Origin of the sequence: Silvanigrella sp. (assembly GCF_044369315.1) — a bacterium.
Taxonomy (GTDB): domain Bacteria; phylum Bdellovibrionota_B; class Oligoflexia; order Silvanigrellales; family Silvanigrellaceae; genus Silvanigrella.
On record NZ_JBIPMD010000010.1, the window covers coordinates 1 to 25,301 of the forward strand.

Here is a 25,301-nt window from a genome sequence, read left to right on the forward strand (position 1 = left end):
AAATGTTCCTCTAATATTGCTCGCTTTTCATAATATCCTAAGCGCCTTCGTGGCTCTGCTAATTTATCCATTGACTCTCCTTTTCATGATGGAAAAGTGTCAACTTGAAATGGGGGTTAGGATCAATATTACTTTTAACTAATAAAATTTTTTTATTAAGTCTAGACGAATAGTACTAATTTTTTAAATAAAATAAATTACTTCTTTTATGTATTGAATCAAAATATAACAATTTTTTTAAACAGATTTATTAAATAAACCTATTTAAAAACCGATATAAAAAAAATGAGTGTAAGCAATAATCCTAATGTCTCAATAATCCAAATTCATTATATTTTTTTAATAAATATTGTCAATATTTTAATTTATAAATTATATTTTAAAGATATATCAATAAATTCAATATTAAAAAAGTGTTTTTTAAGTATTTACAAACTTTGAAAAAAGCCTTCTTGGATGAAGTCTAGAATGAAGATCAGAACTCTTTTCATTTAATATGAGTTCGCATATGATATGCGAAGCCCATGCCCCAGAGGACAAACCAGTAGCTAACCATCCTGAATTTCCTAGAATACGGCCTAATTTTCCATATTCACCCAAAAGAGGAAGCTCATCACAAGGGTAACAATCGACTAAAACTTTTTTTGAATTTAAAGTTACAGGCTGATTTAAAAATATATTCTGACTCGAAATTAAATTTGCTATTAAACCAAAAACAAATTCTCTGTGATATTTTTCTATATTTTGAAAAATCTTATTGTCTATTTCTTTTTTTGTTAGATCTAATCCAGCACCAGCCCCAGGTAATAAAAAGCGAGGACCAGATAATTTTATTTTTATTTTATCTTTATGATGAAACACAGAAGCACAAATGTGTCCGTTTGATGCTCTAAAATTAAAAGGATGAAACTGAACTTTTTCAAGATTATCTAACTCATACTCAAATAAACAATCACTCATAGGAATTAATATGGATTGAAATTTAGGTATAATCTTAGATATATTCAATGAACTTCCTAATACCACAATTTCACTTTCAATAATGCTATTATTTTTTAATTCTATGATACATTTAGATTGCCTTTCTTCTAATTTTATAGCTTCATAAGGAATTAAAGTGACATTATTTTTAATTAAAGATTTTATTATATTTTCTTGAAAAATTTTTCTGTTAAGACAAATTAAAGAACTTTTTTCTTCTTTAAAAGCTTTTGAATCCGTTGTTTTTTTTAGTCCAAACCCTAAATGAAAAGCATCAAGTAATTCTTCTACCTCAAAGTCTTTCATTCCAATACGAAAACAATCCGCTCTTACCCAATTTTCTTGATCTTCAATTAAGGGTAATAACGTTTCTTTAAAGTAGGTAAGTCCTTTTATACAAAATTCATGGAGGTAAAAAGCAACATCATGACCATGAGCAACTTCTGCGCGTGTAGGTGGATCATTTAAGGAAGGCCAGCATGTATTTAAAGACTGTAAAAAGGAGTCCATAGGAGATGTATTTTCGGAATAAACAAGAGCGACATTCATTCCTTTTTGTTTTAATAATAGAGCGCTAAAGCAAGAAAAAGCCCCTGCACCAACTATAATAACATCAAAAAATTGATTTTTAGTCATTTATTTTCCTATATTTGAATTTAAATAAAGGAACTTGAAGAATTATTTTACAGTTTCTCGTATACTAAGGAACACCAATCTCCCATTATTTTACTTAAAATAAAGCGTACATTTTCATTTTGCATAAATTCTTTAAATTCATCTATTTCAATGGATAAAATACCTGATAAAATAATAATACCATTCTTTTTTGCGTGCTCACAAATAGAAGGTACCACAGTTTTTAATGGTTTACTCTCAATATTGGCAAGAATCATTCCAAAATTTTTATCTTCGATTTGTTCTATTGGGATATTAACAAATTTAATTTGTGGGGTCTCATTTACTTCCGCATTTTCATGGGCAATTCTCATACAATCGGGGTCGAGATCGTTACCAAGAACGTGGATTGCTCCTAGTTTTTTTGCTGCAATAGCTAAAATTCCGCTCCCTGTTCCTACATCTAAAACCGTTTCTGGCATTTTATAATTAAGCATGACTTCAAGACATAAACGAGTTGTTTCATGCTGTCCTGTACCAAATGCCATTCCAGGATTAATTACAATCTTATGCAATTGAGGAAACTCATTTGCATTTTCCCAAGGAGGTAAAATAGCAATTTGATCCGAAATTAAAATGGGCTTAAAAGATGCTTTCCAACTTTCTTTCCAATTTTGATCTGCTATTTCTCTTATAATAAAGGTTTTTCATTATATTTAAAGTTTATTGCTTTAAAAACATGTTCCAAGGAACTCTTTACAGACTCTAAGTATTCTTTATCTTCGCTATATATAATTGCAGGAATGTCATTTGCAAGTTCAGAATAAAAATCGGGTTTAGGCATTTGAGGGTTATATTCAGCTGGTATGTCACAATCGAGCGAGCCTAAGACAAAGTCGTGTATTCCTAATTCACCTAGAATAGAGGCGAGAAGATCTTTATTTTCCTCCTCAATAAAAATTCCAAGCTCATAACAGATTACTTTATTTTCAGCCATAAATGACTTCCTTTCCATAGCATTACATATAAAAAATTCAAATACTTATAAGTCTCATTCTTACTATGTCATATTTTAATATATTTATGATATAGCTAAAATAAGAAGACGATTTTCAATCATCTTCTTTTGTAACCTAATCAGCCTTATCCTTTTTTTATGGAGAAAAAAAGTGTTTTCAGGTAATCTTATTGAAAATACAAAACATTCTGAAAATAAATTTGAAAGAGTGATAATAGGAGCTGGTGCATTAGGACTTTTTTTAGCGGATCGTATTTTACTTGAATATAGACATTCTATAACGCATATTATTTCAAACTCGATTCATAATTTACCAATATATATTCAAAAACAAAATCAAAAAACTCATTTTCAAAAATTTCCAAAGTTTTTTTTATCTCATAATTTAGATCATATTTATCCAAATTTTATTGAAAAAAATATTATAATTTATGTTTGTTTACCCCCTCAATTCATAAATAAAAGTTTTGAATATATTAAAATAATTTTAATTCATTGCAACTCTATTGAAAATGTTTATCTTGTTTTTTTAAATAATGGAATCATTCACTTAGATCATTTAAACGAATTAAAAAACACTTTAAATAAAAATATAAAATTACATATCATAAGAGGAATCGTTTTAGGAGGGTTTAATAGAAATATATTACAAAATAAAATTGAAATTAAAAACACTTCGGGAAATGAAGTCTATTATGGATTTTATAATAATCCTATTCATAGTAATATAAAAGAAATTTTACCTGCATACTATTTTCGTTGGAATTTTACCGATAAAATTTTATTAATTGAAAAGTCAAAGTTTCTCATTAATTTTATATTAGGATTGTATATTGGAAAAAGACTTTTAATGAATTCTGCCATTTATGATATTTTATCTAAACATGATTTGAAATTCATTTTCACAAATTATTGTAAATTATTTCCAGAAAATTTAATTTCTCCTCATTTTTTGGAGCGGTACTTTAATAAAACAATCAAAATTAGTTCATTAAATACAAATAGTTTATCTTATGCATGGTATCATGGCAACACAAAACCTATCGAATATTTTGTTGCAAACATGAAAGAAATGGCTTATTCATCAAATAATATGGAGGTTCAAGAATTTTTTGTAAATTTAATAGACCAACAATTTCAAGCTCGGAAAGAAACTTATTAATTCGAAAGATATTTTATGCCAACTAAAATAATTGAATCCATTTTCTCAAGAAAAAATGCTTTTGGAACTACTTTATTTATATTAATTAATATCCTATTTTATTTTTATCTTTGTTTTCAGTCAGAATTTTCCTTACAAAAATTAATTCAAGGTCCTGGATACGATACTTTAGTCCTTTTTGGAGCTAAAGAAAATGGTCTTATTTCTTTAGGACAAATCCATCGTTTTTTTTTCCCATCTTCATGCAGGCAAATTTACTTCACCTTGTCGTAAACATGTTTGGCCTTTGGTCTGTTGGAAGAATATTTGAATACCTCGCCGGTTTTAAAAATTTTATTTTACTTTATCTTATTGCAGGTATTTCTGGAAATATATGTAGTTTTGCTTTAATACCAATGCTATCTGTAGGAGCATCAGGAAGTTTATTTGGAATTCTTTTTTGCCTTTATATAATTCAAAAATACGAAGAAAAAATTGCAAGCCAGCTTAAATGCAATAAAACAAATATGCAGCTTGGAAAAATCATTCTTTTTAATGTTGTTTTAAATGTTGGCTTTGGCTTATTTAATAATTCTATTTTTGATTGGGCTGCTCATTTAGGAGGCTCAGTTGCTGGAATACTATTTGGTTTTGCTTTAACAACAAGGCATAAATGGAATTTAAAAATTATTTTATCTGAAAAAACAGCTCTTCAATTAAAAAAGAAATTTTTAGAAAACTATCAAATATATTATATTGCTATTATCATTATTAATATTTTATTTTTAATGTCTTATTTTAAAGTAAAAAAATATCAACAGTTTTATGGATTAGCAATAGAAAAAGCTGCTCAAAATCAAACTCTTTTTTTAAAAAACTCGGAGTTAAATCAGTATAAATCTATTTTAGTTGATCAAAATAAAGAAACAAATCCAAATACAATTTTAAATAATGCAATGCTTTTGCACAAAAATAATTTTTATTTACCAGCATATAAATTATATGAAGTATTGCTTGAAATGAATTTAAACAACTTTGGTTCTAAAGAATTTACCTCAAATAAAACGAAAGAGTTTATTCAAAATTCGATAGCTTTAGCAAAAGCAAATAAACCACTTGATGCAGATATAATTGCAAAAAACAACCCAAATTTAAATGCAATAACCCTTGAACAGGAAAAAATGTGTTCTAAACCAGCCCAACTCTTTATGACATTAGGATATTTTGAAATTTCGGGTAAATTATTTGAATGCGCCTTTACCTTAAATATAAATAAAAATGATTATGCCATTCAGTCTTTAGAATCATTTTACTTAGCAAGTGATTATAATGGATTAAATGAAATGTTAAATATTGTGAATTCAACACAAAAAAAATAAACTACCTTTCAAAAAAGAAAAGTAGTTTTATAAATTTATAATTATTTTATTTTTTAATCATTTACATTCACAGGAATGGCGTGGACCAATTTACTGCCCTTATGATTTTGTTTTTTCTCATGGCTCTTTTTCATTTGTTCCAATGCTTTTTTAGCGCATTGATGAATACTATTATACATGTCAGAAGATTTTACTGTTACGTTACCATTAAATGTTCCATCTGACCAAATAAGATGGGAAATTTGTTCTTCTCTTTGTATAGATAATGTCCATTTGGTAGTTATATTATTTAAAGCAATTGCATGAAGTTTATCTTTTGTTTCTGCTTCACAGGCTTCTTTTAAAGCTGTAGTTAATTCGAATCCATGGGCAGCGACTTGTATTGACATAAACACTCCTTTATCCAATGAGGTCTAAAGGAACCATATCTGAATTTTTTATTTTATGCTACTCTTTTTGGAAGTTTTGGTTGGTTATTTTTTGCGCAATTAATAGTGGAATAGTGCAAGCTTCTTCAATTGCTGAAATTTTACTTCCTAGAAAAAATCTTTTTAAAGCACTTCCCCCACTTGCCCCTATGACAAGCAAATTATGATGATCACGTTTTTTAATATAATTTAAAATTTCATCACCAACTCTCCCAATATCTATATGAGTAGTGATTTTTTTTAGATTATATTCATTTTTTACTTCTTCTTGTATTTTATTTATTTCTTGAAGTCTTTGATTTCTTATTTCATCAATTGTTTCTTTTTGAACTTGGGAAGGAACATAATCAATTGGAAAAATATGAGAAACATTTAAATCAAAATGTAAATTCAATGTGTCTATAATATGTAAGATAGATAAATCACCACTCGATTTTGAAGCAAATTCCGAAGCATAGCTTTCAGCTAATTTACTATCTTCAGTCAAAGAAGATGCAACAATAATTCCATTTGGTATCCAGTTAATCCATTTTTCTGATTCTGGAATGAGTAAAGTTGAAATTTGACTTTCTTCACATATTTCTATAGCCGGCGAACCAAATAAGATTCTTTCCCAAAAATTATATTGCTGTCGTACAACAATGACTAAATCATAAGAATAACTTTTTTCTTCAATGGTGTCCATTGTTGCTGTTACTTCATTATCTAGTTTAATTTCATAAATAATATTTTCTGGTAAATTAAGATTAAATTCTCTTATTATATTTTTAAAATGATCTATTGTTTCTAATTTTTTTTGCTCTAAAAATTTTATGTATTCTTCTGTGTGTGGAAAATCGGTTTGTGGTTGAATAACATTTTCATCAAAATAATTATTTGGGATATGTGAATAATACTCTCCACAGCTGAGTATTGTGAGTTCAGAATCAAAAAGATTCGCTAAACGCAAAGAAGCGATTTCGGCATTTCTAGAGATGTGCGATAGATCTGTAACACAAAGAATTTTTTTTATCATTTGCATAATACATCTCCTGTTGAGATTTTATCCATTATCTTATCATAACTCTAGTTTATTTGCTTCTTTTACTCTACCTGTTGAAAGCAGTATCTTTGCAAGCATATTTTTTGCGGCTACATCATTCTTATTTTTACTAATTAAATAACGAGCGGCAAGCTCCGAAAAAGCAATTTCTTTCAATTCAAAAAAAACTTTTGATAGTAAAATGATAAGCTCAGGGCTATTTGGCTTCCTTGCTAAAGCAGGCAGCAGCAATAAATAAGCTTTTTCATTGTCTTTTTTATTTATCAAAGATTCAATCACTTCAACCAACATACTCCCTGACTGATATTGATAGCTTTTTTGAAAAGAAGATCGAATCCTCTGTTCTAAAAAACTTTCATTTAAAGGCTTTGGGATATAGTCCACATAACGACCTGATTTTAATAAATTAATATCGAAGTTTTCCTTAATTTCACACACCCCCAGACAAGGAGGAGGCACCTTAAATCTCTTACAAGAATTTATAAATTGAATAGGGAAAAAATGATACTGCTCAAAGACAGTTACATCCTCTATGACAAAATGAGTTTGAAATTTTTTATCTATAATATTATCAATAGCTTCACTTACGGTTTTGCATCCTAATATTTTTTTCGCTCCGCATCGCCTCAAAGCAGCTTCAAGAAGAGGTCCTATGTCGGGATCTTTTGTTATATAAAGGGCTCGCAAAAGAAAATCGGATTGCACTGTTATTTCCTCAATTTATTGCAATCATAACAAAACCTTAATATCTATCCAAACTTATTTGGCCTTTCTTCTAAAAAAAGAGCATTATCCTTATTTTCTTGACATTTCTTGTAGAAGATTTTATCAGAGGCAATTGCTGTGCAAAAAATTAGCCCAGCTTTTACTAGCAATGCACCCTGTGCGAGGTTTCTTTGTAAGCAATAGTGCTTTCAACACGCAACTCTGCAGCAAGTGCCCAATAAATGGCTTAGCCCATTAAGGAGTTCTCATATGGCTTTAAAATTTAGACTTCAACGCTTTGGCTGCAAAGGTCGTCCTTTTTACCACGTTGTTGTTACAGACTCTCGTAATGCGCGCAACGGCCGTTTTATTGAGCGCGTAGGACACTATAATCCAATGACTGAGCTTTCTATTGTTGAACTCAAAACAGACAGAATGGCTCACTGGTACGGAGTAGGCTGCCGCCCAACAGATACCGTAGCAACTCTTCTTAAAATTAAGAAAGTTGACTTAAGCGCTCTTGCAAAGAGCCAAGGATAATTTCGTTTCTTTTTTATTGTCTATTTAAGTACCCATAGCTCTTAAATAGATTTCTTTAAGTGTTAAATTGGTTCATGCAAGTATATGCAGTAACACTTATTTTATTTTAGCAGCATATACTTATTTTATTATGGAGCTTTTCAATGGCTAATCATGTTTCTTCTGAAAAACGCGCTCGTCAAACTGAAGTACGTCGCCTTCGCAACCGTGCTAATATGAGCACAATGAAAACATCAGTAAAAAAAGTACTTGATGCTGTTCAAAAGAAAGACTTTTCTCAAATTGACGCTCTTTTAAGAGACGCTCAATCTGCAATTGCAAAAACACGTCAAAAAGGCACAATCCACAAAAATAATATGGCACGCCGTATTAGTAGATTAAATGCTTTTGTAAATAAGGCACGCAACGCTCAGTAAGCGTTTTGTTTCCTTTATTAAAAATCCCCTCTTTGTGAAATTTTTTCAAAGAGGGGATTTTTTTTGTTAATCGCAAATGAATTCAATATAAAGTAACAAAATAGATGATGAAATAAATTTTAAAAATTGATTATTTAGAAATAACTCCCGTTTTTGTTTTTAAAATATTTGGTAAATCGGATTGTTTTAAATTTTTATTTATAGCCCCTACAGCCAATTCAATGCTGGTAATTGCTTGAAGAACAGAAAATTGATCTACTGTTGCAAACAATTCTCTAGAATCTAAATAACGCCGAACACTTGGAATGTTATCATAACCAACTACTTCTACTTTTCCTTTTAAATTAAGCTTTTCGATAGCCTTAATGGCACCAATGGCCATATTATCATTGCCACATAATAATGCTTTTATGGCGGGATATTTTTTTAAAAGCTCATTTGCAGCTATAAAGGCTTTATCTTCTTCCCATGCAGCTGAAACCACAGCTTCTACTTTTACATTTGCATCTTTCATTGCTGCACGAAATCCATCACTACGTGATTTCGCATTTACAGACGAAGAAAGTCCTTCAATAATACCAACAGAATCACCGGGCTTTAATTTTTTATGGACTAATTCCATCGCAACTTCTTTTGCACCATTAAAATTACTTGGGCCAACAAAGGGAATATTTATATTTTTATTAATTAATGCCCTATCATCTATTTTATTATCAATATTAATGACAATAATTTTTTGATTCATTGCTTTGATTAAAGAAGGAATTATTTTAAAAGAATCCACAGGAGCAATTAAAATAGCGTCGGCTTTTTGTTTTATAGAGTCTTCTACAAATTGAATTTGAGAATCGGAATCTGTTTCATTTTGAATTCCTTTGAAAATAATTTCCATATCGTCGCTATGACTATTTTGATATTCTTCAATTCCTTTCCCCATTTCTTTAAAAAATTCATTCTTTATTGATTTAACTATGACAACAATTTTAGATTTTGATTTAGCAAAACAATTTAATGAAAAAATAAATAAAGATATAACAAAAATTAATTTAAATTTTGTTTTAATATCACTCCACATTTAATAAATGCCTCCAAATATAAAAATTTTAAAATAAAATCAAAACTTAAATAAATAATCATAATTTACATAGATGATTCTAACATGAATAAACATATTGCATAAAATAAAAGTGATTTTTTGAATATCACAAAATGGGTGTCAATTTTTTTAACCCATCCATTGACGAGCCACCCTATAACATGTATTTTAAATACATGTTATAGGGGTATTATGAAAGGAGCTCAAATGAATAGCATATATCAAGAGATTGGCGGAGAAGCCGCTGTAGACGCCGCAGTTGCCATTTTCTATAAAAAAATATTAAAAGATAAAAGAATTAATGAGTATTTTAAGGACATAGACATGAAACAGCAAATGGCAAAACAAAAAAGTTTTCTTACTATGCTATTTGGAGGCCCAAATCAATACACAGGGAAAGACCTCAGAACTGGACACGCTCATTTAGTAAAAAGAGGTTTAAATTCAGATCATTTTGAAGCTGTGATTGAACATTTAACAAGTACCTTAGAAGATCTAAAAGTACCAAATAAAATAATAGAACAAATTATTACAACAGCCTCCTCAGCTAAAAATGACGTTTTAGGAAAATAATAATAAATAATATTGTGAGCATAAAAATGATTACAGTAGAATATAATAACAAAAAATTCTTGGTAAATAATAATGACAGCGTATTAAATACTTTATTAAAAAATGATTCTGTTATTCCTTATTCTTGTCAAAATGGAATTTGTCAAAGCTGCATCATGAAAGTAGTAGAAGGAAATATTCCAAAAGAAAGCCAAAAAGGATTATCTGAAAATCAAATAGAAGAAAATAATTTCTTACCTTGTATTTGCATGCCAACAGAAAATATAAAAATTGATTCCACCTCTGGTTATTCTAAAATTTATGATGCAGAAATAAAAAATATTATAAAAAAAACAGCAGATATTATAATATTAATTATAAAATGCAATGAATCTTTAAATTATAAGCCAGGTCAATTTATTAATTTAATAAATGATAAGAACATTTCAAGAAGTTATTCACTAGCAAGCCATCCCGAAATATCAGCAGATTTAGAACTTCATATCAAATTATGTCCTCATGGTATGATGACAAATTGGATTTTTAACGAATTAAAAATAAAAGATAGACTTAAAATAGCAGGACCTAATGGCTACTGTTATTATACACTAAAATGCAAACAAAAAACCTTTATTACTTATTATTGTGGGAACAGGACTTTCTCCCATTTTAGGCATATTAAAAGATGCTCTTTTTCAAAAACACGAAAACGAAATTCATTTGATTCATGGCTCATTTCGTTCTTCGGGGCTATATTTATTTGAAGAAATAAAAGAACTTCAAAAGAAAAATAATCATTTAAATTTTTATCCATGCGCACTCGAAATTGACGATCATAATCAAGAAGTACAAAAAGAATCCATCCAAAATTTAATTGAAAATAAATTTCCAGATTTATCAAATTGGGAAATTTTTATTTGTGGAAGTGAAGAATTTGTTAAAGAAATGGAACAACAATGTTTTTTACAAGATGCCGAATTAAATTCAATTCATTCCGATGCCTTTGTAGAAAATAAAAAAAGAGATTCAGATTTTTAATCTCAATCTCTTTTAAAGAAACAAATTAAACTTTTGCAAGTTGCTCAATTAGTGTCTTAGCAATAAATGGGGAAGTCGCAGGATTTTGACCTGTAATTAAGTAACCATCTACAACCACTTTTGGAACCCAATTCTTTTCAGAACGTTGGTAATTTGCACCTTTTTCTTTTAAAGCAGTCTCTAATTGGAACAATAAATGTTTAGATAAACTGAGCTCGTCATCTTCCGAGTTTGAAAACCCTGTTACATTCATTCCCTTAACAAGAGGCTCCCCATTTGGTTTTTTAACATCACGAAGAATAGCAGGAGCATGACAAATTAATGCAACATGTTTATTTGTGTAAATAAGATCTTGAATCATTTGCAATGCAAAAGAATCATTCGCTAAGTCCCATAGTTGTCCATATCCACCTGGGAAAAACGCAGCATCAAAAGAACGGTAATTGATATTACGTAACACAGATGTGTTTGATAAATCGCGCATTGCAGCAGGATCTTTTAGAAACTTGTGCGTGTTTTCTGTCATAAACATCTCATCATAACTAAACGGATCGATTGGTGCAGATCCTCCTTTTGGTGATGCAAGAACAACTTCATGACCAGCTTGTTTAAATAAATAATATGGTGTTGCTACTTCATCAAACCAGTTACCTGTTTTTTTTACCGCTTAAGCCCATATCTTCGTGTGAAGTTAAAACCATTAAAATTCTCTTAGACATAACATTCTCCTAATTCATCTTTTTGATGAAAAATAATTAAAATAAAAGCGTGAACACAAAAAACTGAAACACATGAAGTGAACCCATTATGGCTTGGAATCACTTTTACCCTAAAACTACCAACTAGTTGGATTGTTTAGATTCTAAAAAAATCGCATCAACCTGAAACAATAGACTTAAAAGCCGTCTGAGCAACATCCCTTAAGGTGTCATCGGAACCAACGCCTCTCCCTACAACCATTGCCCCTTCCAGGGAAGAAAGAAGATAAAGAGCTTCTTTGGATGGATTTAAATTCAATTTAAACTCCTTTGACTTGACCCCAAATTCGATAATTTTTGCCAACCAATTTTGATTTAATTCGAAAAATTGACCAACAGCAATCACAATTTCTTGAGGCAAAATATCAGACTCAGCACCAAGCATTCCACAAACACACAACCTGCGATTTGTGTCATACGTTTTACTAAAAAGCTTGATATAACCATTAAGTTTATCAACAGCTGAAAGGTTTTTTAAATCTATTTCTTCCAACAAGTTTTTAAATCGAAAAGTGTAACGCTCAACAACCATCGAAACCAAACCTGATTTTGTTTGAAAATGATGGTGAATACTTGGCTTTTTTAACCCTACTTGACGAGAAATATCGTCGTAAGAAAAACCGTTGTATCCGTTTTGCTGTATCAACTGCTCTGCGGCATCTAAGATGCGGTGCGCTACAGGAGATAACTCGTCAAGCCTTTTCATCAATCCATTCTCCAACTTTGTTAGGAACTCTTCAGTCTACCGACTAAATGGTTTGTACGCTTCTTTTAAAAAGAAGTCAAATTTTTTTTAACATAAAAAAATATATTTTATAGGTCTATGATTTTGTGGGGGAATTTTGGGGGAGGAGGGGGGATTAGAAATAACTGATTGAAATAAACATTCTGCACCTTTCTTATATCTAAATTCAAAATATGATATTGACTAATACCTGTAGTTTATATGAACTCTTGACCTAATGAATAGGGAAGAACATCTTGAACCATCATTCAAATTCAATTCCTTTATATCCTATAAAAATTAATCAGTTAAAACCAAATGAATCCAACCCAAAAGAATCTTACTTGAAGGCATATAAGTCCCATAAAAAGGTTGCGGAAAATCTTTTTATGGGTAATTTATATAGAGATTCCTATTTATCCTTGATAATAGCTTCTGAGTGTTTATTAAAAGGAATTTTTAATTCTTTAAAAACCCATATATTTGGAACTAGTAATAATAAAATGCAATCTTGGATAATTGTTGAATCAATTTACAAGAAACAAAAAGAGGATTTTTTACCTGCTAAAGAATTTAAACACGATCTTAGAACTTTAAAATCCACTATAAAAGATTTATTTGAAGAATTTAATAGAGGAATTTACTCAAAAATTTATGCCCAATTTACTGATGCAACCGATGATTTAATTAATTGGCAAGAAGAACGCTATAAAGATCCTTATTATTTAGATAAAGATCCTAGAAAAAATACAAATTGGAAAGTAAAGAGTCAAGAATTGTTAGATGCTTTAAATAATTTAGAAAATAAAGCTCTAAATAATTTGTTTGGAGAACAAAATGACTGATTTTAAAAATTGGGAAGAAAATATCAAAAATGCTACTGGATGTTTTGAAGTAGAAATTATTCCAATTCATGCAGGCATATTGGTTCAAACAATTTCTAATAAATTAAATCTTGATGAACTTAAAAAGCAAATCCTCGATATTTGTCTAGAAATTCATATAAAACTTCCCGAAGGACAAAATGCTTTTCCTTTTAAAATTTTTTGTTACAAAGATAAAAATGATGCATATACAATTGATGCTTCTTTTAAGACAAAACTTAATGATTATAATAATAGAGTTTTAACAACTTATCTCACAATTGATGATGCAATTATCACAATGAGAGAAATAGACGCTGAAGCAATACTCTATGAAACATCAAAACCCTTTACATTTATATTTAAGGGTGACAATTCAGATTATCAATTTTATCCAAACAGAAAATATAAAGCATTATCCTTTAGAGGTTTTGACTTTTCAATAGAAAATATGACGGTTAAAGCTAATCCCAATAGTATGTTTGAAGCTACATTGGAATAAATCTGACATTATTAGAGACAAAACTTACCAACTATTAAAATGTGATTACCAAAACCAATTTTCCTAAATTAACAAAAATCTAAGGTAAATAAATATTGGTATTCTATTTATTTCATAATTACATTTAAATAAATCAAAAATGAAAGAACGATATTAAATGAATTGTGAATAAAATGAGTCAAGATATAAATTTAGGTAACTTTATCATTTAATGAGAATTAAAATCTATAATATCATTATAGGTATATATAATAATTGTAATAGGTATTATCAATGAATTGAATTTTTCATTTATTATTTTTACTTCAAAAAAAAAATTATAATAAATTGCTTATTAACATTTTTGAGCTAATTAATAATAAAAATACAGCAAATATTTTCTTTAAAACACCAACAGGCATAGAATGTGCAAGTTTTGCACCTAAAGGAACAAACAAAAGGCTAGTGGGTACAATTGAAAAAACAGCAGACCAATAAATGTACCCAGCTGTAAAGCCAAGCCCATTTTTTATTCCAACTAAAACATATCCTAATGCACCTGCTAAAGCGATGGGTAATCCACAAGCAGCAGATGTAGCAATAGCGTTACGTACTGGAATACGGAACCAAAGCAATAAGGGAACAACCAAAGATCCTCCGCCAATTCCAACTAAAGCGCTCATATTTCCAATTAAAAAACCGCTCAAACCACTTCCAATTTTACCTGGAAATTCTTTCATTGCTTTTGGCTCTGCTTGAATTAAAAGTTGAAGAGAAATCAGCAAAAGAAAAACTCCAAAAATAATTTTCAAAATACTATTTGATAAAGAGCTTGCGACAAAGGCTCCTAATAAAGTACCTAAAACCATTCCAGGGGCTAGTTTTTTAACTAAACTCCATTGAATTGCTTTTCTTTTTTGATGGGCACGAATGGAAGAAATGGCTGTAAATATGATTGTAGTTAGTGAAGTTGCTAAAACAATTTGCATTAAATGATTTTGATTTATTTGCGGTTGATTTTGAAAAACCCACAATAAAGTAGGAACAAGAATAATACCTCCACCAATACCAAGCAATCCTGCTAGAATTCCAGTAAACGAGCCTAATAAAAGTAAATAAAAAATTTCAATCATACAAATGTATTCTTTCTATTATTTGAAATAAAATAATTATAATTTTCTGTCATTAGCTTATTAACTTCAGAAAGAGGAGTAATATTTTCACTTGATTTATTTTCCCAATTATTTTTAACCATACATTCCATCCTTTGTTTCATTGCAAAAATTGAGCTAAACAATAAAGGAGCACTTAAATTCATAATTGAAATACCAAGCTTTTGAAAATAACTTGCAGAATGTTGTTTTAATTTTCCTCCATCGACAACATTTGCCATAATAAAAGCTCTTTTATCCACAAATTGAATTACTTCATTTAACTCTAATTCATTTATTCCATCAACAATTACAATTTGAGCGCCTGCGCTAATAAATGCATTTAATCGATTAAACGCTTCCTCATTTTTAAAAGAAGAATCTGTTCGCGCAATAACCTGCATAGGATAGGACGCCTCAAGAGCTAAGGACAGACGATCTACGGATTCTTGTAATGGTCGAACTACTTTCGTTGGAATATGACCACAAACTTTATCATCTAAAGTTTGATCTTCTAATTGAACAGCAGAGACTCCTAAATTTTTTAATTCTGTGCAGGTTCTTCTTAATTGTTCTTTCCCTCCTAATCCAGAGTCAATATCACAGGTTAAAAATATATCTGGATTATTTGAGCGAATAATTTTTGCCGCATTAATAATTTCATTTGAATTAATTAATCCCACATCGGGCCAAGCAAATTGGGAATAGGTATAACCTAAACCACTTACAAATAAACCTTTTGTTTCTGGGAATTGTGATGCAATTAAAGCAGAGGCGGCATCATAAACTCCAACATTTACTAGTAATGATCCTTCCTCTAAAAATTTTAATAATAATGATCCAGAATGTTGATAATTAATCATCATTTTTATTCCTTTATTTAATTGTTAATTTAATTTATTGATTTTTGACAGCATATACACTCAATTCATGAATGTCAATTTAGAATTTCATCCAAGCCATTATATTTTTATTTTTAAAAAAACAGTATTATTTAAATTAACAATTAAATAAAATTTGAGAAAATTCATTTAATTTAAAAGCATGAAGATAATATTAATATGATATCTCATATTAATAGTAAATAATTGAATCAAGATAATATTATATCATATAACTATTTTTATAGAAGTAGCCAAAGACATAATACTCACTTTAAAATCCTTATATAAAATTTTGTTACTTTCCATTTATCAAAAAACAGAGTTTTTATTTTTATTCCTTATTTCTAACAAGGCCATGAAAGCATCAAATATCACACTTACAAGAAATTTTTTCACAAAATACTCCAATAAAATTAAAAAAACCCCATTAAATTTTGAATAATTAATAATATTTAAAAAAATAAATAAAATTAAAAATTTAGTTAATTCTATTTAAAAAAGACTTGATCATTAAAAATTTTCACTATATTTAATCTTTGACTTATTAATATAAATAAGTTTTGTTTTAAACAATAAAATACAAATTATTTTGTCTTTTATGTTATTCTTTTAATTTCTTAAAATACCACAAAGGTCTTTATATGAAAAACATTTTATCAAAAATACTATTTACTTCATTTTTTAGTATTTTATCCATGACGGCATTTGCAGACTATAGCGATATTCAAAACAAAATAGTCACAAAAATAGATCCAAACCAAGAAGTAAATAATGGATGGCAGACATCATATTATGATCATGTTAGCAATTGGGCTTACTCGGATGATCATTCAAAACAAGATTTTATTTTTATTAGCCCATCTTCTTATATTACTTCGATGATATCAGACGCTTCTTGCCCAGATGCAAGCTGTGGACAAGCAACAGTACAATTTTCATGCCACAGAAAATATCGTGATTATGGTGGATCAAGAGCTATGAATACATGGGCTCCTAAAACATCTGAAGATCAAATTGAATTCAAAGAAAATGGTTATATTACATTTTATTACAATGTAGCGGATAGCTTTGGCGCAAAAACATTAAATATCATCAATCAATCTATGGTCACTCCAAATGGAACTACAATTTCAGCACCTAGCGGAAGCGGTTAAAAAGAATGTTTTGAAAGCGTTTTAAATCAAAAAATTCTCCCTTTAAATGGAAAAACATTATAATTAATTTCTAAATGAATTCATTTCATTTCATTTCAATTTTTGAATGAATTCATAAATTATCATATAAAAATTTATGTATTAATTTTATTTTTATCCTTTTGATTCAATTTTCTGTGTGCAATACTAGAACATAGTTTTTGAATAAAATGAATTAGGAAAATTCCATTCATTTGAAATTAAAAGGATATTAAATGAATCATATACCACAACTCATTATCGATTTAGCAGTAATTTTAGGAGTTGCTGCTATTGTTACTTATGTCTTTCGGAAAATAAATCAGCCTGTTGTTTTAGGATATATTGTTGCTGGTATCATTGTTGGTCCTTACACTCATCCGTTTTTTTCCATTGTCGATGTCGATTCCCTTAAAACTTTAGCAGAGCTTGGTGTCATCTTTCTTATGTTTGCACTGGGTCTTGAATTTAGCTTTCGTCGATTAGCTAAAGTCGGAGTGTCTGCCGCAGGAACAGCAATTATTCAAATTATTGTTATGATTACATTAGGTCTTACAACAGCTAAGTTATTAGGCTGGACGAACATGGATTCTATTTTTTTAGGATGCATGATCGCCATTTCTTCAACAACAATCATAATAAAAGCCTTTGAAGAACTTGGATTAAAAAAGAAACGTTTTGCCGAATTGGTTTTTGGAATTTTAATTGTAGAAGACCTTGCTGCTATATTAATGATTGTTGCACTTACCAATATTTCTTTAACATCAAGTTTTAATGGAATTGAGTTATTAATTGCAGGTGGAAAACTCGCTGTTGTTGTTGGAGCCTGGTTTTTAATTGGAATATTTTTAGTACCAAGGCTTGTTAAAAAAGTAGGGCAACAAAATAATAGTGAAATGTTAGTCGTTGTTGCAATTGCTTTATGCTTAGGACTTGTCGCTTTAGCATCCTATTTTAATTATTCCGTTGCACTTGGTGCCTTTATTATGGGATCTATTATTGCAGAAAGTCCAGAGGCAAAAAGAATTGAGCATTTAGTAGAACCCTTAAAAGATATTTTTGGCGCTGTTTTTTTTGTTTCCGTTGGAATGCTATTAGATCCCAATGCTATTTTAAATAATTTAGGAGCTATTTTATTAATTTCTGCTGTGATTATTTTCGGTAAATTAACATCAGTAACTTTTGGTTCCATATTAACTGGACAAAGAATTCCGAATGCATTGCAAACAGGTTTTAGTTTAGCACAAATTGGTGAGTTTTCATTTATCATTGCTACCCTTGGCATTAGTTTTAAAGTAATTGATGATAAACTATATCCAATCATTGTAACTGCATCTATCATAACAACATTTACAACACCCTATTTAATTAAAGCATCGGTAAATATTTCGCAAAAAGTTGAAAATAAAATTCCAAAAAAAATAAATGATTATATTAATAGCTATATCAATCGATTTCAAAAATTTAGTATTATCGAAGAAAAACAAAAAACATTTAATTTAAAAATAATGAAATGGTTTTTAAATTTAATTGCAATCATTACTATTTATTCTATTATTTCTGTTAAATTTGAGCCTTTTATAAATGGGTATGTAGAGTCTGAAAAATTATCAAAATTATTTTCTTGGATTACTGCATTTTTAATTGCAGCTCCTAGTACTTGGGCAATGCTCAATACATTTCAATGCAATCCAAATGATTTCTCCACTCAAAAAAGCCTTCGTATTAAAGCACTTGTATTATTTATCAGTAGAATTATAACTATTTTAATTATTGGTTCTTTAAGTTTGAGTTTTATTCCTTCACTTATTTCTGTTTCTATAGTCATAATCGCATCTCTCATATTTTTATTATTCTTTAGAAGACAAATTTCGCAATATTACGCTTGGTTTGAAACTCAATTTAAATCTAATTTTAATCAAGAATCCTCAAAACAAATGACTGATATGAATAGTAAATTAGCTCCATGGGATGCTCACTTAATAGAAATAAATGTTCCAAATAATTCATTTATTTCTGGAAAATCAATTATAGAATCAAATTTAAGAGATTCATATGGAATAAATATAGTAGGAATTTTAAGAGAAGAAAATTCTTTTATTTCGCCAAAACCTAAAGAAATTATATTTCCAGGTGATATTTTATTATGCTTTGCAACCGATGAAGAAATTGAACAACTTCGTCAAGAAATAGAAAAGTCTACAAAAGAGAACAGCAAAACAAAAGAAGTTATTGATTATTGTTTACAAAAATTTATTATTAAAAAGGAATCTTATTTAAACGGAATTTTAATTAAAGATACAAAAATTAGCGAAGACTATCAATGCACCATTGTTGGAATTGAAAGAGAAAATGTTCGAATTAAAAATCCAAAGGCCGACTCTATTTTAAAAGAAGATGATATCCTTTGGATTGTTGGCGAAAATCAAATGCTTGAATCTATTAGAAATAATATTTAAATGGAAGTGATTTAAAATCAAAAAAAAAATTGAAAATTACTATCTATTATATTTCAAATTGAAATCTTGATCAGACATAATTAAAAACAAAATTCCTTCAATTAAGGAAATAACACTAGGAATGAAAGTCCATGAAAAAATCAAATACAAAACACCAAGCCAAATTTTACCTAAATAAAATTTATGTGCACCGAATGAACCTAAAAAGAAAGCAAATAAAGCAGCAGCAATCCTATTTTTTCCATTTAAATTTAAAGAAAGAGCTTGTCGACAACCACAACTTGGGCAAATTTCTGCTCTCAATTTAATTATTTTCCCGCAGTCAGAGCAGTATTTGCTATTTTCATCTTTATATAAAATATTTTCCATATATTATTTCCTGTAAGAACAAATAAAAAATAAAGAAAGGAGTGTTAAAAATTATACTTTAATATATTGCATATAAAACTTTAATTCTTCAATTGATTCAATAATATCATCCACAGCTCGATGCTTATGTTTTTTATTATATTTTTTATTATAAATACCTTCAAACAAAATTTTAAAACTAGAAACATCTAACATGCGATAATGTAACGTTTTCGCAAAATCAGGCATCCATTGATCAATGAATTTTCTATCTTGTCCTATAGAATTACCTGCAAGTAAAGCACGATCAGAAGGGGAAAATTCTTTTATTATTTTTATGAGTTCTTTTTCAACCTCTGCCTCAGGTTTACCATGAGGTACTTTAGCTGTTAGACCACTTTTACCATGATGTTCAGTGCACCAAGAATCCATTCCTTTTAAAACACCATCCTCTTGAAAAACAATTGTTTCGTACTCTTTGATAATATTCAAAGAGGAATCAGTCACTAAAAGAGCTACTTCAAGAATTCGCTCTTTTGTATGATCTAAACCAGACATTTCCATATCTAGCCAAAATAAATGTTTCATTAATCATCTTTCCATAAAAAAAAATAAAAGAGAACATACAAGCTCTCTTTTTATCTTAAAGTAATTTCAAAGATTCTTGCAACATTTCAAGCTCTTTTTGATTTTCAGTAAGCTGCTTTTTGGCACCTTCAAGAATATGGGCAGGAGCTCCATTGGTAAATTCTTTGTTGCTTAAGCGTTTTTCAACACCTAATATTGTGTTTGTTACCTTTTCAATTTTTTTAAGCAATCGCTCTTTTTCTGCTTGTCTATCAACCAAACCTTCCAAACTTACAAAAAGCTCAGATCCATTTACAAGAGAAGGCGCACAAAATCCTTTTTGTTCTGTAGCAAAATTGAATTTAGCTTTTGCTAAAGCTTCCATTTGTGGAGTTAAATTACCAAAACGAGATTGTGAATCTTTTAAATAAACAGTGAGTTCCGTAGCAGGGTGAATATTAAATTTCCCTCTTATTGCTCTCACAGCAATAACAACTGCCTGTACTTCACGCATGTGATGAATTGAATTTTCATCGATCATATTTGAACTTGACTCAGGGAGTTTTTCAAACCCAATTGTTTTTCCTTGATGTGATGGATTTAATTGTTGCCATATTTCTTCTGTAATAAAAGGCATGATTGGATGCATAATCCGCAAAATACCATCAAATATTTGGAATGCAAGGGTCAATGTTTCTTTAGCTAATTTTTTATTATTTTCATCTGCTAAACGTGGTTTTAATAACTCCACAAACCAATCACAATAAGTCATCCAAATAAATTCATACATAGAGCTTGAGTACTGAGAAAATTCATAGCGAGAAATATTATCATGAACTTTTCTAACGACATCAAAAAACTCGCTTGTAATCCAACCCATAATCGCATCGTCTGATCTTGATTTTAAATCATCAAATGAAATTTTAGACGGATCAACATTAAATTTTTCTGCATTCATAGTTAAAAACCGTGTTGCATTCCAAATTTTATTTGCAAATGTTTTACCTAATTCACAACACTCATCACTCCAATAAATATCTTGTCCCGTAACAATTTGATTCACAAGTGAGAAACGCATCGCATCGGTGCCATATTTAGCCATTATGCCAGCAACATCAGGAGAATTTCCTAATGATTTGCTCATTTTTCTACCACGAGAATCGCGTACAATAGGTGTAAAGTAACAATGTTTAAATGGAGTTTCACCAGTAAAATACTCGCCTGCCATTACCATTCTTGCAATCCAAAAGAATATAATATCAGCTCCCGTAACAATAACATTTGTTGGGTAATAATATTCTAAATCTAATTTTTCTTGCTCAGAAGGATTCGCCCAATTATGAACACCAAAAGGCCATAGCCAAGAACTTGCCCAAGTATCAAGAGCATCGGGATCTTGTGTTAATTTATTGTGACCACATTTATCACACTTAATAGGAGCCTTTTCTTCACAATGCACATGATTACATTGATCACATGTGTACATTGGCAAACGATGTCCCCACCATAATTGACGAGAAATACACCAATCTTGAATATTTGTGAGCCAATGCTCCCATGTTTTTTCTTGGTGTGCTGGTATTAATTTTAAACGCCCAGAGCGTGTTGCGTCTAAGGTCATATCCGCTAATTTTTCCATTTTAATGTACCATTGCTCACTTAAATAGTATTCAATTGGTACATTTCCACGCTCTGAAATTCCGACAACAAGTTTATGTGGTTGTATTTTTTCAACAAGACCACGTTCTTCTAATTCAGATACCAGTTTTTTACGAGCAACAAAGCGATCTAGACCTTGATATGACTCAGGTGCATTTTCATTGAGACGCGCATCAGGATGAAAAATATTTAATAAACCTAATTTATGTCTTTTACCGACTTCAAAGTCATTCATATCATGAGCTGGCGTGATTTTTACAATTCCAGTTCCAAATTCTTTTTCTACAAAATAATCTGCAATCACAGGGATTTTACGATTACAAATAGGAACAAAAACATTTTTTCCTATTAAATGAGAATAACGATCATCGCTTGGGTGGACTGCAACAGCAAGGTCTCCAAACAAAGTTTCAGGACGGGTCGTTGCCACAATAATATATTCGTTTGAACTTCCCTCAATAGGATAGCGCAAATGCCATAAAGATCCGTTGCGCTCTTCGGGATTGACTTCTTCATCAGAAATAACAGATTGACTAACAGGGCACCAATTTACAAGTCTATGACTTTTATAAATAAGTCCATCTTTAAATAATTTTACGATACCTTTAGTAACAGAGGCAGAGTATTTTTCATCCATTGTAAAAGTATTACGAGACCAATCACAACTAATTCCTAAAGTTTTTAAATAGTCTTCAATACGTCCACCGTATTTTTCTTTCCACTCCCATGCGTGTTCTAAAAACTTTTCACGACCGATTTCTTTTTTAGAAATACCTTGATCCGCCAACATTTTTGTTACTTTAGCTTCAGTAGCAATACTGGCGTGATCTGTTCCAGGAATCCAACAAGCTTCATATCCCTTCGCTCTGTGCCAACGAATAAGAATATCTTGGAGGGTAAACATCATATGGCCCATTGTTAAGTCACCCGTGACGTTTGGAGGAGGCATCACAATGGTATAAGGCTTTTTATCTGGATTGCGGGAAGATTTATAAAAATTATTTATATTCCAATAGTTACGTAATTTTGCTTCTGCTTGAGAAGGTTCGAAGGCTTTGGTAAAAGCTTCAAATTTTGTCACGGGCGGCTCCTTTGCTTAAAACATACCCGTTTTTATTACCACTGAATAAAATTAGACACAACTTATAAAAGAATTTCAATTTATTCAAAATTTATTTCTATTGTTGATGAGTACAGCCTATTTTTTTGTACCTTTTATAAAGTTCATTTACAGCATCTTTTTCATTTTTTTTATTAGTAGTTTTTGTATTTATAAAACAATTGTTGGTTATTTTACTCAAATTAATGTCAATATTATTATACATTCTTAAAAAAGCGATATTTGAAGTTGTATTTAAATTCTGACATCTTATATCGCCCAATCCCTTATTTTTATAAACAGCATAAATTGCTTGAATTAACTTATCATTTAAAGATCCTTTTGTGTTTAAAAAAGATTTTTCCATTAATTTAATTACATTTATATGATTTAACATATTCCCAGCAATTGCATAAACATAACGATTTGTTTCACCAACGAGACTATACTTTTGATCTAGAACTTGGCTGCCAGTAAACACAGCTGAAGTAAATTGTTTATTTATATTTTTTTTTACAATCAGATATTGTCTATCTTGGTAAGAAGGATCAAAATCACCTGAGGAAAGATATTGTAAAATAAAATCTGCTGAATAATAAGACTCATCTTGAAACATAATATGTTCTGCCGTATTATACCATATAAGACTTTGTTTTCCAATTAATCCTTGTGTTATCATAATTCCAAAACCATTGCCATTAAATAAGACATAATCAATTAATTCATTTGTAAGAGTAATATCTTCTTCAATACAAGTTGCGTAAACAGCTCCAGAAAGATTAGTTTCTTTGTCAATTACAACCATAGAAAATGTAGCGTAAATAGATCGATTAAAAAACAATATCATAAAAGAAAATAATAATTTTAACATAATATTCCTTAGGACAATTATTTAATTGTTATTTTCTATATTTTTCGAGTATTTTTCTCATTGCCTTTGGATTATTTACAGGCTCTGCAATGGTTTTCCATATAAGTTTTTTTTGTTCTTCTGTTAATTTTGACTTTTTAGATATGGGATAATAATAAGAACGAAAAAGAAATGGCTTTTTAGAATATTTTAAAAGATTATGAAATTCTTTATTAAAATTCACACTAAATTCCGCATAGTGAAGATTTCCTAATACACATCCTTCGCCATCACTTAATAATTTTTGAACTGCTTTATCACTATCAAATGAGTTTTCAAAGGGGATATTTAATTCTTTTAAATGATCAGAAACAGAATATCCTAAACTAACTCGAATGGGTCTTGGAATTAATTTAGGATCCCCTTTATATTCAAAAGGATTATTTTTTGTAGTAATAACAGTATAACCATCACATATAGCCATTAATTTACAAGAACAAGGCTCTTTTTCATGATTCGCACCTTCAGGATAGTCTAAAATTTCTTCTCTCTCTTTTGTATATGCTGCTAAAATAATCAAATCTAATTTCCCGTTTCGAATATCCTCAAAACATCTTTTCCAAGGTGATTGTTCGATTTTTAGATCAATATCTAAAAGGCGGTTCTTTTTTAATTTTTCTATCGCTAAATTTATCAAATCAAATTTAATGCCTGTCATCTTATTTTTATCAAACATAGCCATAGGAAATAAAGGTTTGTCATCAACACAGGCTTTGATAGATATTTTATCTATTGCATGAACATTACTGCAGATAAAAAAAAGAGAGATGAAATGAACGATTTTAGAATATAAAGTTTTTTTATGAATTACACTCATAATGGCCTCAAATAAATTTATTATACTACAGATAAATTATAGATTACTATTTTTTGAATGCAATTTATTTTTAATCATTTCTGGAACTTTAATTAATCTATTTTTTTCTTTGTCAAAAACAACCAATTTTGTAATCACCTCTGCATGAAGAGTGTCATTAACGTAAAATGCGGTTAAAAGCTCGAAAGAAGCATTCGAGATAGACAATAATTTAAGTTTAAGAATTAAGGGATCATGATAATATATTGATTTTTTAAAATCTAGATTTAAATTTTTAGTAATTACTTGCAAATTATTAAAATATGAAATTTCTTGATTTAAATAAATTGACCTAGACTCAATAGATATATCAATATATCTTGGACTTGTTAGATGACCATAAACATCAATATCAGACCAACGTAATTTAAAATTTTCAATAAATAACCATTCTAAGTTTAAGTCCATAAATAGAATTC

The 25,301-nt window shown here is 29.3% G+C and carries 28 protein-coding genes and 1 pseudogene; 12 read left to right on the forward strand and 17 right to left on the reverse strand.

What is annotated here, in order from left to right:
* Positions 1–420 precede the first annotated feature (420 nt).
* From ACIQ56_RS01875 to ACIQ56_RS01885, 3 genes are read right to left on the reverse strand one after another with little or no spacing between them, the layout of a single operon-like run.
* Positions 421–1,617 (reverse strand): hypothetical protein, encoded by a 1,197-nt coding sequence (locus tag ACIQ56_RS01875; protein ID WP_397599387.1) that lies wholly within the window; start codon positions 1,615–1,617, stop codon positions 421–423.
* A 47-nt stretch (positions 1,618–1,664) separates the two neighbouring features.
* Positions 1,665–2,294 (reverse strand): 50S ribosomal protein L11 methyltransferase, encoded by a 630-nt coding sequence (locus ACIQ56_RS01880; protein WP_397599421.1) that lies wholly within the window; start codon positions 2,292–2,294, stop codon positions 1,665–1,667.
* On the reverse strand, positions 2,288–2,593 hold the full coding sequence (locus ACIQ56_RS01885; protein WP_397599388.1) for a hypothetical protein: 306 nt from the start codon (positions 2,591–2,593) through the stop codon (positions 2,288–2,290). The genes ACIQ56_RS01880 and ACIQ56_RS01885 overlap by 7 nt, the downstream gene beginning before the upstream one ends.
* Before the next feature lie 172 nt (positions 2,594–2,765).
* Between ACIQ56_RS01885 and ACIQ56_RS01890 the strand changes: the two genes are divergently transcribed.
* From ACIQ56_RS01890 to ACIQ56_RS01900, 3 genes are read left to right on the forward strand one after another with little or no spacing between them, the layout of a single operon-like run.
* Positions 2,766–3,776, forward strand: a complete 1,011-nt coding sequence (locus ACIQ56_RS01890) for a hypothetical protein (protein ID WP_397599389.1) — start codon at positions 2,766–2,768, stop codon at positions 3,774–3,776.
* A 15-nt stretch (positions 3,777–3,791) separates the two neighbouring features.
* Positions 3,792–4,049 carry a hypothetical protein gene (locus ACIQ56_RS01895; protein WP_397599390.1) on the forward strand — a complete coding sequence of 86 codons (258 nt, stop codon included), beginning with the start codon at positions 3,792–3,794 and terminating at the stop codon, positions 4,047–4,049.
* Positions 4,019–5,134 carry a rhomboid family intramembrane serine protease gene (locus tag ACIQ56_RS01900; RefSeq protein ID WP_397599391.1) on the forward strand — a complete coding sequence of 372 codons (1,116 nt, stop codon included), beginning with the start codon at positions 4,019–4,021 and terminating at the stop codon, positions 5,132–5,134. Before ACIQ56_RS01895 ends, ACIQ56_RS01900 begins: the two co-directional genes overlap by 31 nt.
* 53 nt (positions 5,135–5,187) lie before the next feature.
* Here ACIQ56_RS01900 and ACIQ56_RS01905 read toward each other — a convergent pair whose 3' ends face one another.
* Genes ACIQ56_RS01905 through ACIQ56_RS01915 form a run of 3 tightly spaced genes read right to left on the reverse strand, consistent with a single transcriptional unit; the run spans position 5,188 to position 7,309 of the window.
* A complete protein-coding gene (locus ACIQ56_RS01905; protein ID WP_397599392.1) occupies positions 5,188–5,523 on the reverse strand; it encodes an HPF/RaiA family ribosome-associated protein in 336 nt (111 codons plus the stop codon).
* Positions 5,524–5,581: 58 nt separating this feature from the next.
* Entirely contained in the window at positions 5,582–6,583 is a 1,002-nt protein-coding gene (locus ACIQ56_RS01910) for a universal stress protein (RefSeq protein WP_397599393.1), read from the reverse strand.
* Positions 6,584–6,619: 36 nt separating this feature from the next.
* A complete protein-coding gene (locus tag ACIQ56_RS01915) occupies positions 6,620–7,309 on the reverse strand; it encodes a hypothetical protein (RefSeq protein ID WP_397599394.1) in 690 nt (229 codons plus the stop codon).
* Between the two features lie 231 nt (positions 7,310–7,540).
* Here ACIQ56_RS01915 and rpsP point away from each other — a divergent pair, with 231 nt between their 5' ends.
* Both rpsP and rpsT read left to right on the forward strand, forming a co-directional pair.
* A complete protein-coding gene (rpsP, locus tag ACIQ56_RS01920) occupies positions 7,541–7,849 on the forward strand; it encodes a 30S ribosomal protein S16 (protein ID WP_397599395.1) in 309 nt (102 codons plus the stop codon).
* A gap of 143 nt (positions 7,850–7,992) precedes the next feature.
* Positions 7,993–8,265 (forward strand): 30S ribosomal protein S20, encoded by a 273-nt coding sequence (gene rpsT, locus ACIQ56_RS01925; protein ID WP_397599396.1) that lies wholly within the window; start codon positions 7,993–7,995, stop codon positions 8,263–8,265.
* A 130-nt stretch (positions 8,266–8,395) separates the two neighbouring features.
* Here rpsT and ACIQ56_RS01930 read toward each other — a convergent pair whose 3' ends face one another.
* Complete coding sequence (locus tag ACIQ56_RS01930; RefSeq protein WP_397599397.1) at positions 8,396–9,340, reverse strand: substrate-binding domain-containing protein; 945 nt, start codon at positions 9,338–9,340, stop codon at positions 8,396–8,398.
* 228 nt (positions 9,341–9,568) lie between these two features.
* Here ACIQ56_RS01930 and ACIQ56_RS01935 point away from each other — a divergent pair, with 228 nt between their 5' ends.
* From ACIQ56_RS01935 to ACIQ56_RS01945, 3 genes are read left to right on the forward strand one after another with little or no spacing between them, the layout of a single operon-like run.
* Entirely contained in the window at positions 9,569–9,934 is a 366-nt protein-coding gene (locus tag ACIQ56_RS01935) for a group 1 truncated hemoglobin (RefSeq protein WP_397599398.1), read from the forward strand.
* Positions 9,935–9,960: 26 nt separating this feature from the next.
* Positions 9,961–10,677 carry an FAD-binding oxidoreductase gene (locus ACIQ56_RS01940; RefSeq protein ID WP_397599399.1) on the forward strand — a complete coding sequence of 239 codons (717 nt, stop codon included), beginning with the start codon at positions 9,961–9,963 and terminating at the stop codon, positions 10,675–10,677.
* Positions 10,559–10,951 carry a hypothetical protein gene (locus ACIQ56_RS01945; protein ID WP_397599400.1) on the forward strand — a complete coding sequence of 131 codons (393 nt, stop codon included), beginning with the start codon at positions 10,559–10,561 and terminating at the stop codon, positions 10,949–10,951. Before ACIQ56_RS01940 ends, ACIQ56_RS01945 begins: the two co-directional genes overlap by 119 nt.
* Positions 10,952–10,976: 25 nt before the next feature.
* Here ACIQ56_RS01945 and ACIQ56_RS01950 read toward each other — a convergent pair.
* Together ACIQ56_RS01950 and ACIQ56_RS01955 are read right to left on the reverse strand one after the other, a co-directional pair.
* A pseudogene (locus ACIQ56_RS01950) lies at positions 10,977–11,528 on the reverse strand (type 1 glutamine amidotransferase domain-containing protein); the annotation flags it as partial.
* Between the two features lie 299 nt (positions 11,529–11,827).
* A complete protein-coding gene (locus tag ACIQ56_RS01955) occupies positions 11,828–12,415 on the reverse strand; it encodes a TetR/AcrR family transcriptional regulator (protein ID WP_397599401.1) in 588 nt (195 codons plus the stop codon).
* A 275-nt stretch (positions 12,416–12,690) separates the two neighbouring features.
* Here ACIQ56_RS01955 and ACIQ56_RS01960 point away from each other — a divergent pair, with 275 nt between their 5' ends.
* On the forward strand, positions 12,691–13,278 hold the full coding sequence (locus tag ACIQ56_RS01960; RefSeq protein ID WP_397599402.1) for a hypothetical protein: 588 nt from the start codon (positions 12,691–12,693) through the stop codon (positions 13,276–13,278).
* Positions 13,271–13,798, forward strand: a complete 528-nt coding sequence (locus ACIQ56_RS01965; RefSeq protein WP_397599403.1) for a hypothetical protein — start codon at positions 13,271–13,273, stop codon at positions 13,796–13,798. Before ACIQ56_RS01960 ends, ACIQ56_RS01965 begins: the two co-directional genes overlap by 8 nt.
* 317 nt (positions 13,799–14,115) lie before the next feature.
* On the opposite strand, the gene ACIQ56_RS01970 is transcribed toward ACIQ56_RS01965, so the two are convergent.
* On the reverse strand, positions 14,116–14,910 hold the full coding sequence (locus ACIQ56_RS01970) for a sulfite exporter TauE/SafE family protein (RefSeq protein ID WP_397599404.1): 795 nt from the start codon (positions 14,908–14,910) through the stop codon (positions 14,116–14,118).
* Positions 14,907–15,794, reverse strand: coding sequence for an oxaloacetate decarboxylase (locus ACIQ56_RS01975; protein WP_397599405.1), 888 nt, complete (start codon positions 15,792–15,794; stop codon positions 14,907–14,909). The genes ACIQ56_RS01970 and ACIQ56_RS01975 overlap by 4 nt, the downstream gene beginning before the upstream one ends.
* Positions 15,795–16,453: 659 nt before the next feature.
* Here ACIQ56_RS01975 and ACIQ56_RS01980 point away from each other — a divergent pair.
* On the forward strand, positions 16,454–16,966 hold the full coding sequence (locus ACIQ56_RS01980) for a hypothetical protein (RefSeq protein WP_397599406.1): 513 nt from the start codon (positions 16,454–16,456) through the stop codon (positions 16,964–16,966).
* A 254-nt stretch (positions 16,967–17,220) separates the two neighbouring features.
* On the forward strand, positions 17,221–19,443 hold the full coding sequence (locus tag ACIQ56_RS01985; protein WP_397599407.1) for a cation:proton antiporter: 2,223 nt from the start codon (positions 17,221–17,223) through the stop codon (positions 19,441–19,443).
* 39 nt (positions 19,444–19,482) lie between these two features.
* Here the strand turns inward: ACIQ56_RS01985 and ACIQ56_RS01990 are convergent, their stop codons facing one another.
* The 6 genes from ACIQ56_RS01990 to ACIQ56_RS02015 all read right to left on the reverse strand — a co-directional run bounded on the left by ACIQ56_RS01990 (position 19,483) and on the right by ACIQ56_RS02015 (position 25,290).
* Positions 19,483–19,812 (reverse strand): NINE protein, encoded by a 330-nt coding sequence (locus tag ACIQ56_RS01990; RefSeq protein WP_397599408.1) that lies wholly within the window; start codon positions 19,810–19,812, stop codon positions 19,483–19,485.
* A 51-nt stretch (positions 19,813–19,863) separates the two neighbouring features.
* Entirely contained in the window at positions 19,864–20,379 is a 516-nt protein-coding gene (gene orn / locus ACIQ56_RS01995; RefSeq protein ID WP_397599409.1) for an oligoribonuclease, read from the reverse strand.
* Between the two features lie 55 nt (positions 20,380–20,434).
* Positions 20,435–23,098 carry a valine--tRNA ligase gene (locus ACIQ56_RS02000; RefSeq protein ID WP_397599410.1) on the reverse strand — a complete coding sequence of 888 codons (2,664 nt, stop codon included), beginning with the start codon at positions 23,096–23,098 and terminating at the stop codon, positions 20,435–20,437.
* A gap of 97 nt (positions 23,099–23,195) precedes the next feature.
* Positions 23,196–23,987: a DUF1028 domain-containing protein gene (locus ACIQ56_RS02005; RefSeq protein ID WP_397599411.1), complete on the reverse strand. Its 792-nt coding sequence runs from the start codon at positions 23,985–23,987 to the stop codon at positions 23,196–23,198.
* A 28-nt stretch (positions 23,988–24,015) separates the two neighbouring features.
* A complete protein-coding gene (locus ACIQ56_RS02010) occupies positions 24,016–24,843 on the reverse strand; it encodes a transporter substrate-binding domain-containing protein (protein WP_397599412.1) in 828 nt (275 codons plus the stop codon).
* 36 nt (positions 24,844–24,879) lie between these two features.
* The gene (locus ACIQ56_RS02015) at positions 24,880–25,290 is read right to left on the reverse strand and encodes an acyl-CoA thioesterase (protein ID WP_397599413.1); all 411 of its coding nucleotides are present in this window, start codon (positions 25,288–25,290) and stop codon (positions 24,880–24,882) included.
* Between the last annotated feature and the right edge of the window lie 11 nt (positions 25,291–25,301).

What these genes read in the sequence shown, in the direction of transcription:
- ACIQ56_RS01875 (WP_397599387.1), bottom strand. Translation starts at nt 1,617, where the DNA reads ATGACTAAAAATCAATTTTTTGATGTTATTATAGTTGGTGCAGGGGCT.
- ACIQ56_RS01885 (WP_397599388.1), bottom strand. Translation starts at nt 2,593, where the DNA reads ATGGCTGAAAATAAAGTAATCTGTTATGAGCTTGGAATTTTTATTGAG.
- ACIQ56_RS01895 (WP_397599390.1), top strand. Translation starts at nt 3,792, where the DNA reads ATGCCAACTAAAATAATTGAATCCATTTTCTCAAGAAAAAATGCTTTT.
- ACIQ56_RS01900 (WP_397599391.1), top strand. Translation starts at nt 4,019, where the DNA reads ATGCAGGCAAATTTACTTCACCTTGTCGTAAACATGTTTGGCCTTTGG.
- ACIQ56_RS01905 (WP_397599392.1), bottom strand. Translation starts at nt 5,523, where the DNA reads ATGTCAATACAAGTCGCTGCCCATGGATTCGAATTAACTACAGCTTTA.
- ACIQ56_RS01910 (WP_397599393.1), bottom strand. Translation starts at nt 6,583, where the DNA reads ATGCAAATGATAAAAAAAATTCTTTGTGTTACAGATCTATCGCACATC.
- rpsT (WP_397599396.1), top strand. Translation starts at nt 7,993, where the DNA reads ATGGCTAATCATGTTTCTTCTGAAAAACGCGCTCGTCAAACTGAAGTA.
- ACIQ56_RS01930 (WP_397599397.1), bottom strand. Translation starts at nt 9,340, where the DNA reads ATGTGGAGTGATATTAAAACAAAATTTAAATTAATTTTTGTTATATCT.
- ACIQ56_RS01935 (WP_397599398.1), top strand. Translation starts at nt 9,569, where the DNA reads ATGAATAGCATATATCAAGAGATTGGCGGAGAAGCCGCTGTAGACGCC.
- ACIQ56_RS01940 (WP_397599399.1), top strand. Translation starts at nt 9,961, where the DNA reads ATGATTACAGTAGAATATAATAACAAAAAATTCTTGGTAAATAATAAT.
- ACIQ56_RS01955 (WP_397599401.1), bottom strand. Translation starts at nt 12,415, where the DNA reads ATGAAAAGGCTTGACGAGTTATCTCCTGTAGCGCACCGCATCTTAGAT.
- ACIQ56_RS01965 (WP_397599403.1), top strand. Translation starts at nt 13,271, where the DNA reads ATGACTGATTTTAAAAATTGGGAAGAAAATATCAAAAATGCTACTGGA.
- ACIQ56_RS01970 (WP_397599404.1), bottom strand. Translation starts at nt 14,910, where the DNA reads ATGATTGAAATTTTTTATTTACTTTTATTAGGCTCGTTTACTGGAATT.
- ACIQ56_RS01975 (WP_397599405.1), bottom strand. Translation starts at nt 15,794, where the DNA reads ATGATGATTAATTATCAACATTCTGGATCATTATTATTAAAATTTTTA.
- ACIQ56_RS01980 (WP_397599406.1), top strand. Translation starts at nt 16,454, where the DNA reads ATGAAAAACATTTTATCAAAAATACTATTTACTTCATTTTTTAGTATT.
- ACIQ56_RS01985 (WP_397599407.1), top strand. Translation starts at nt 17,221, where the DNA reads ATGAATCATATACCACAACTCATTATCGATTTAGCAGTAATTTTAGGA.
- ACIQ56_RS01990 (WP_397599408.1), bottom strand. Translation starts at nt 19,812, where the DNA reads ATGGAAAATATTTTATATAAAGATGAAAATAGCAAATACTGCTCTGAC.
- orn (WP_397599409.1), bottom strand. Translation starts at nt 20,379, where the DNA reads ATGAAACATTTATTTTGGCTAGATATGGAAATGTCTGGTTTAGATCAT.
- ACIQ56_RS02005 (WP_397599411.1), bottom strand. Translation starts at nt 23,987, where the DNA reads ATGTTAAAATTATTATTTTCTTTTATGATATTGTTTTTTAATCGATCT.
- ACIQ56_RS02010 (WP_397599412.1), bottom strand. Translation starts at nt 24,843, where the DNA reads ATGAGTGTAATTCATAAAAAAACTTTATATTCTAAAATCGTTCATTTC.
- ACIQ56_RS02015 (WP_397599413.1), bottom strand. Translation starts at nt 25,290, where the DNA reads ATGGACTTAAACTTAGAATGGTTATTTATTGAAAATTTTAAATTACGT.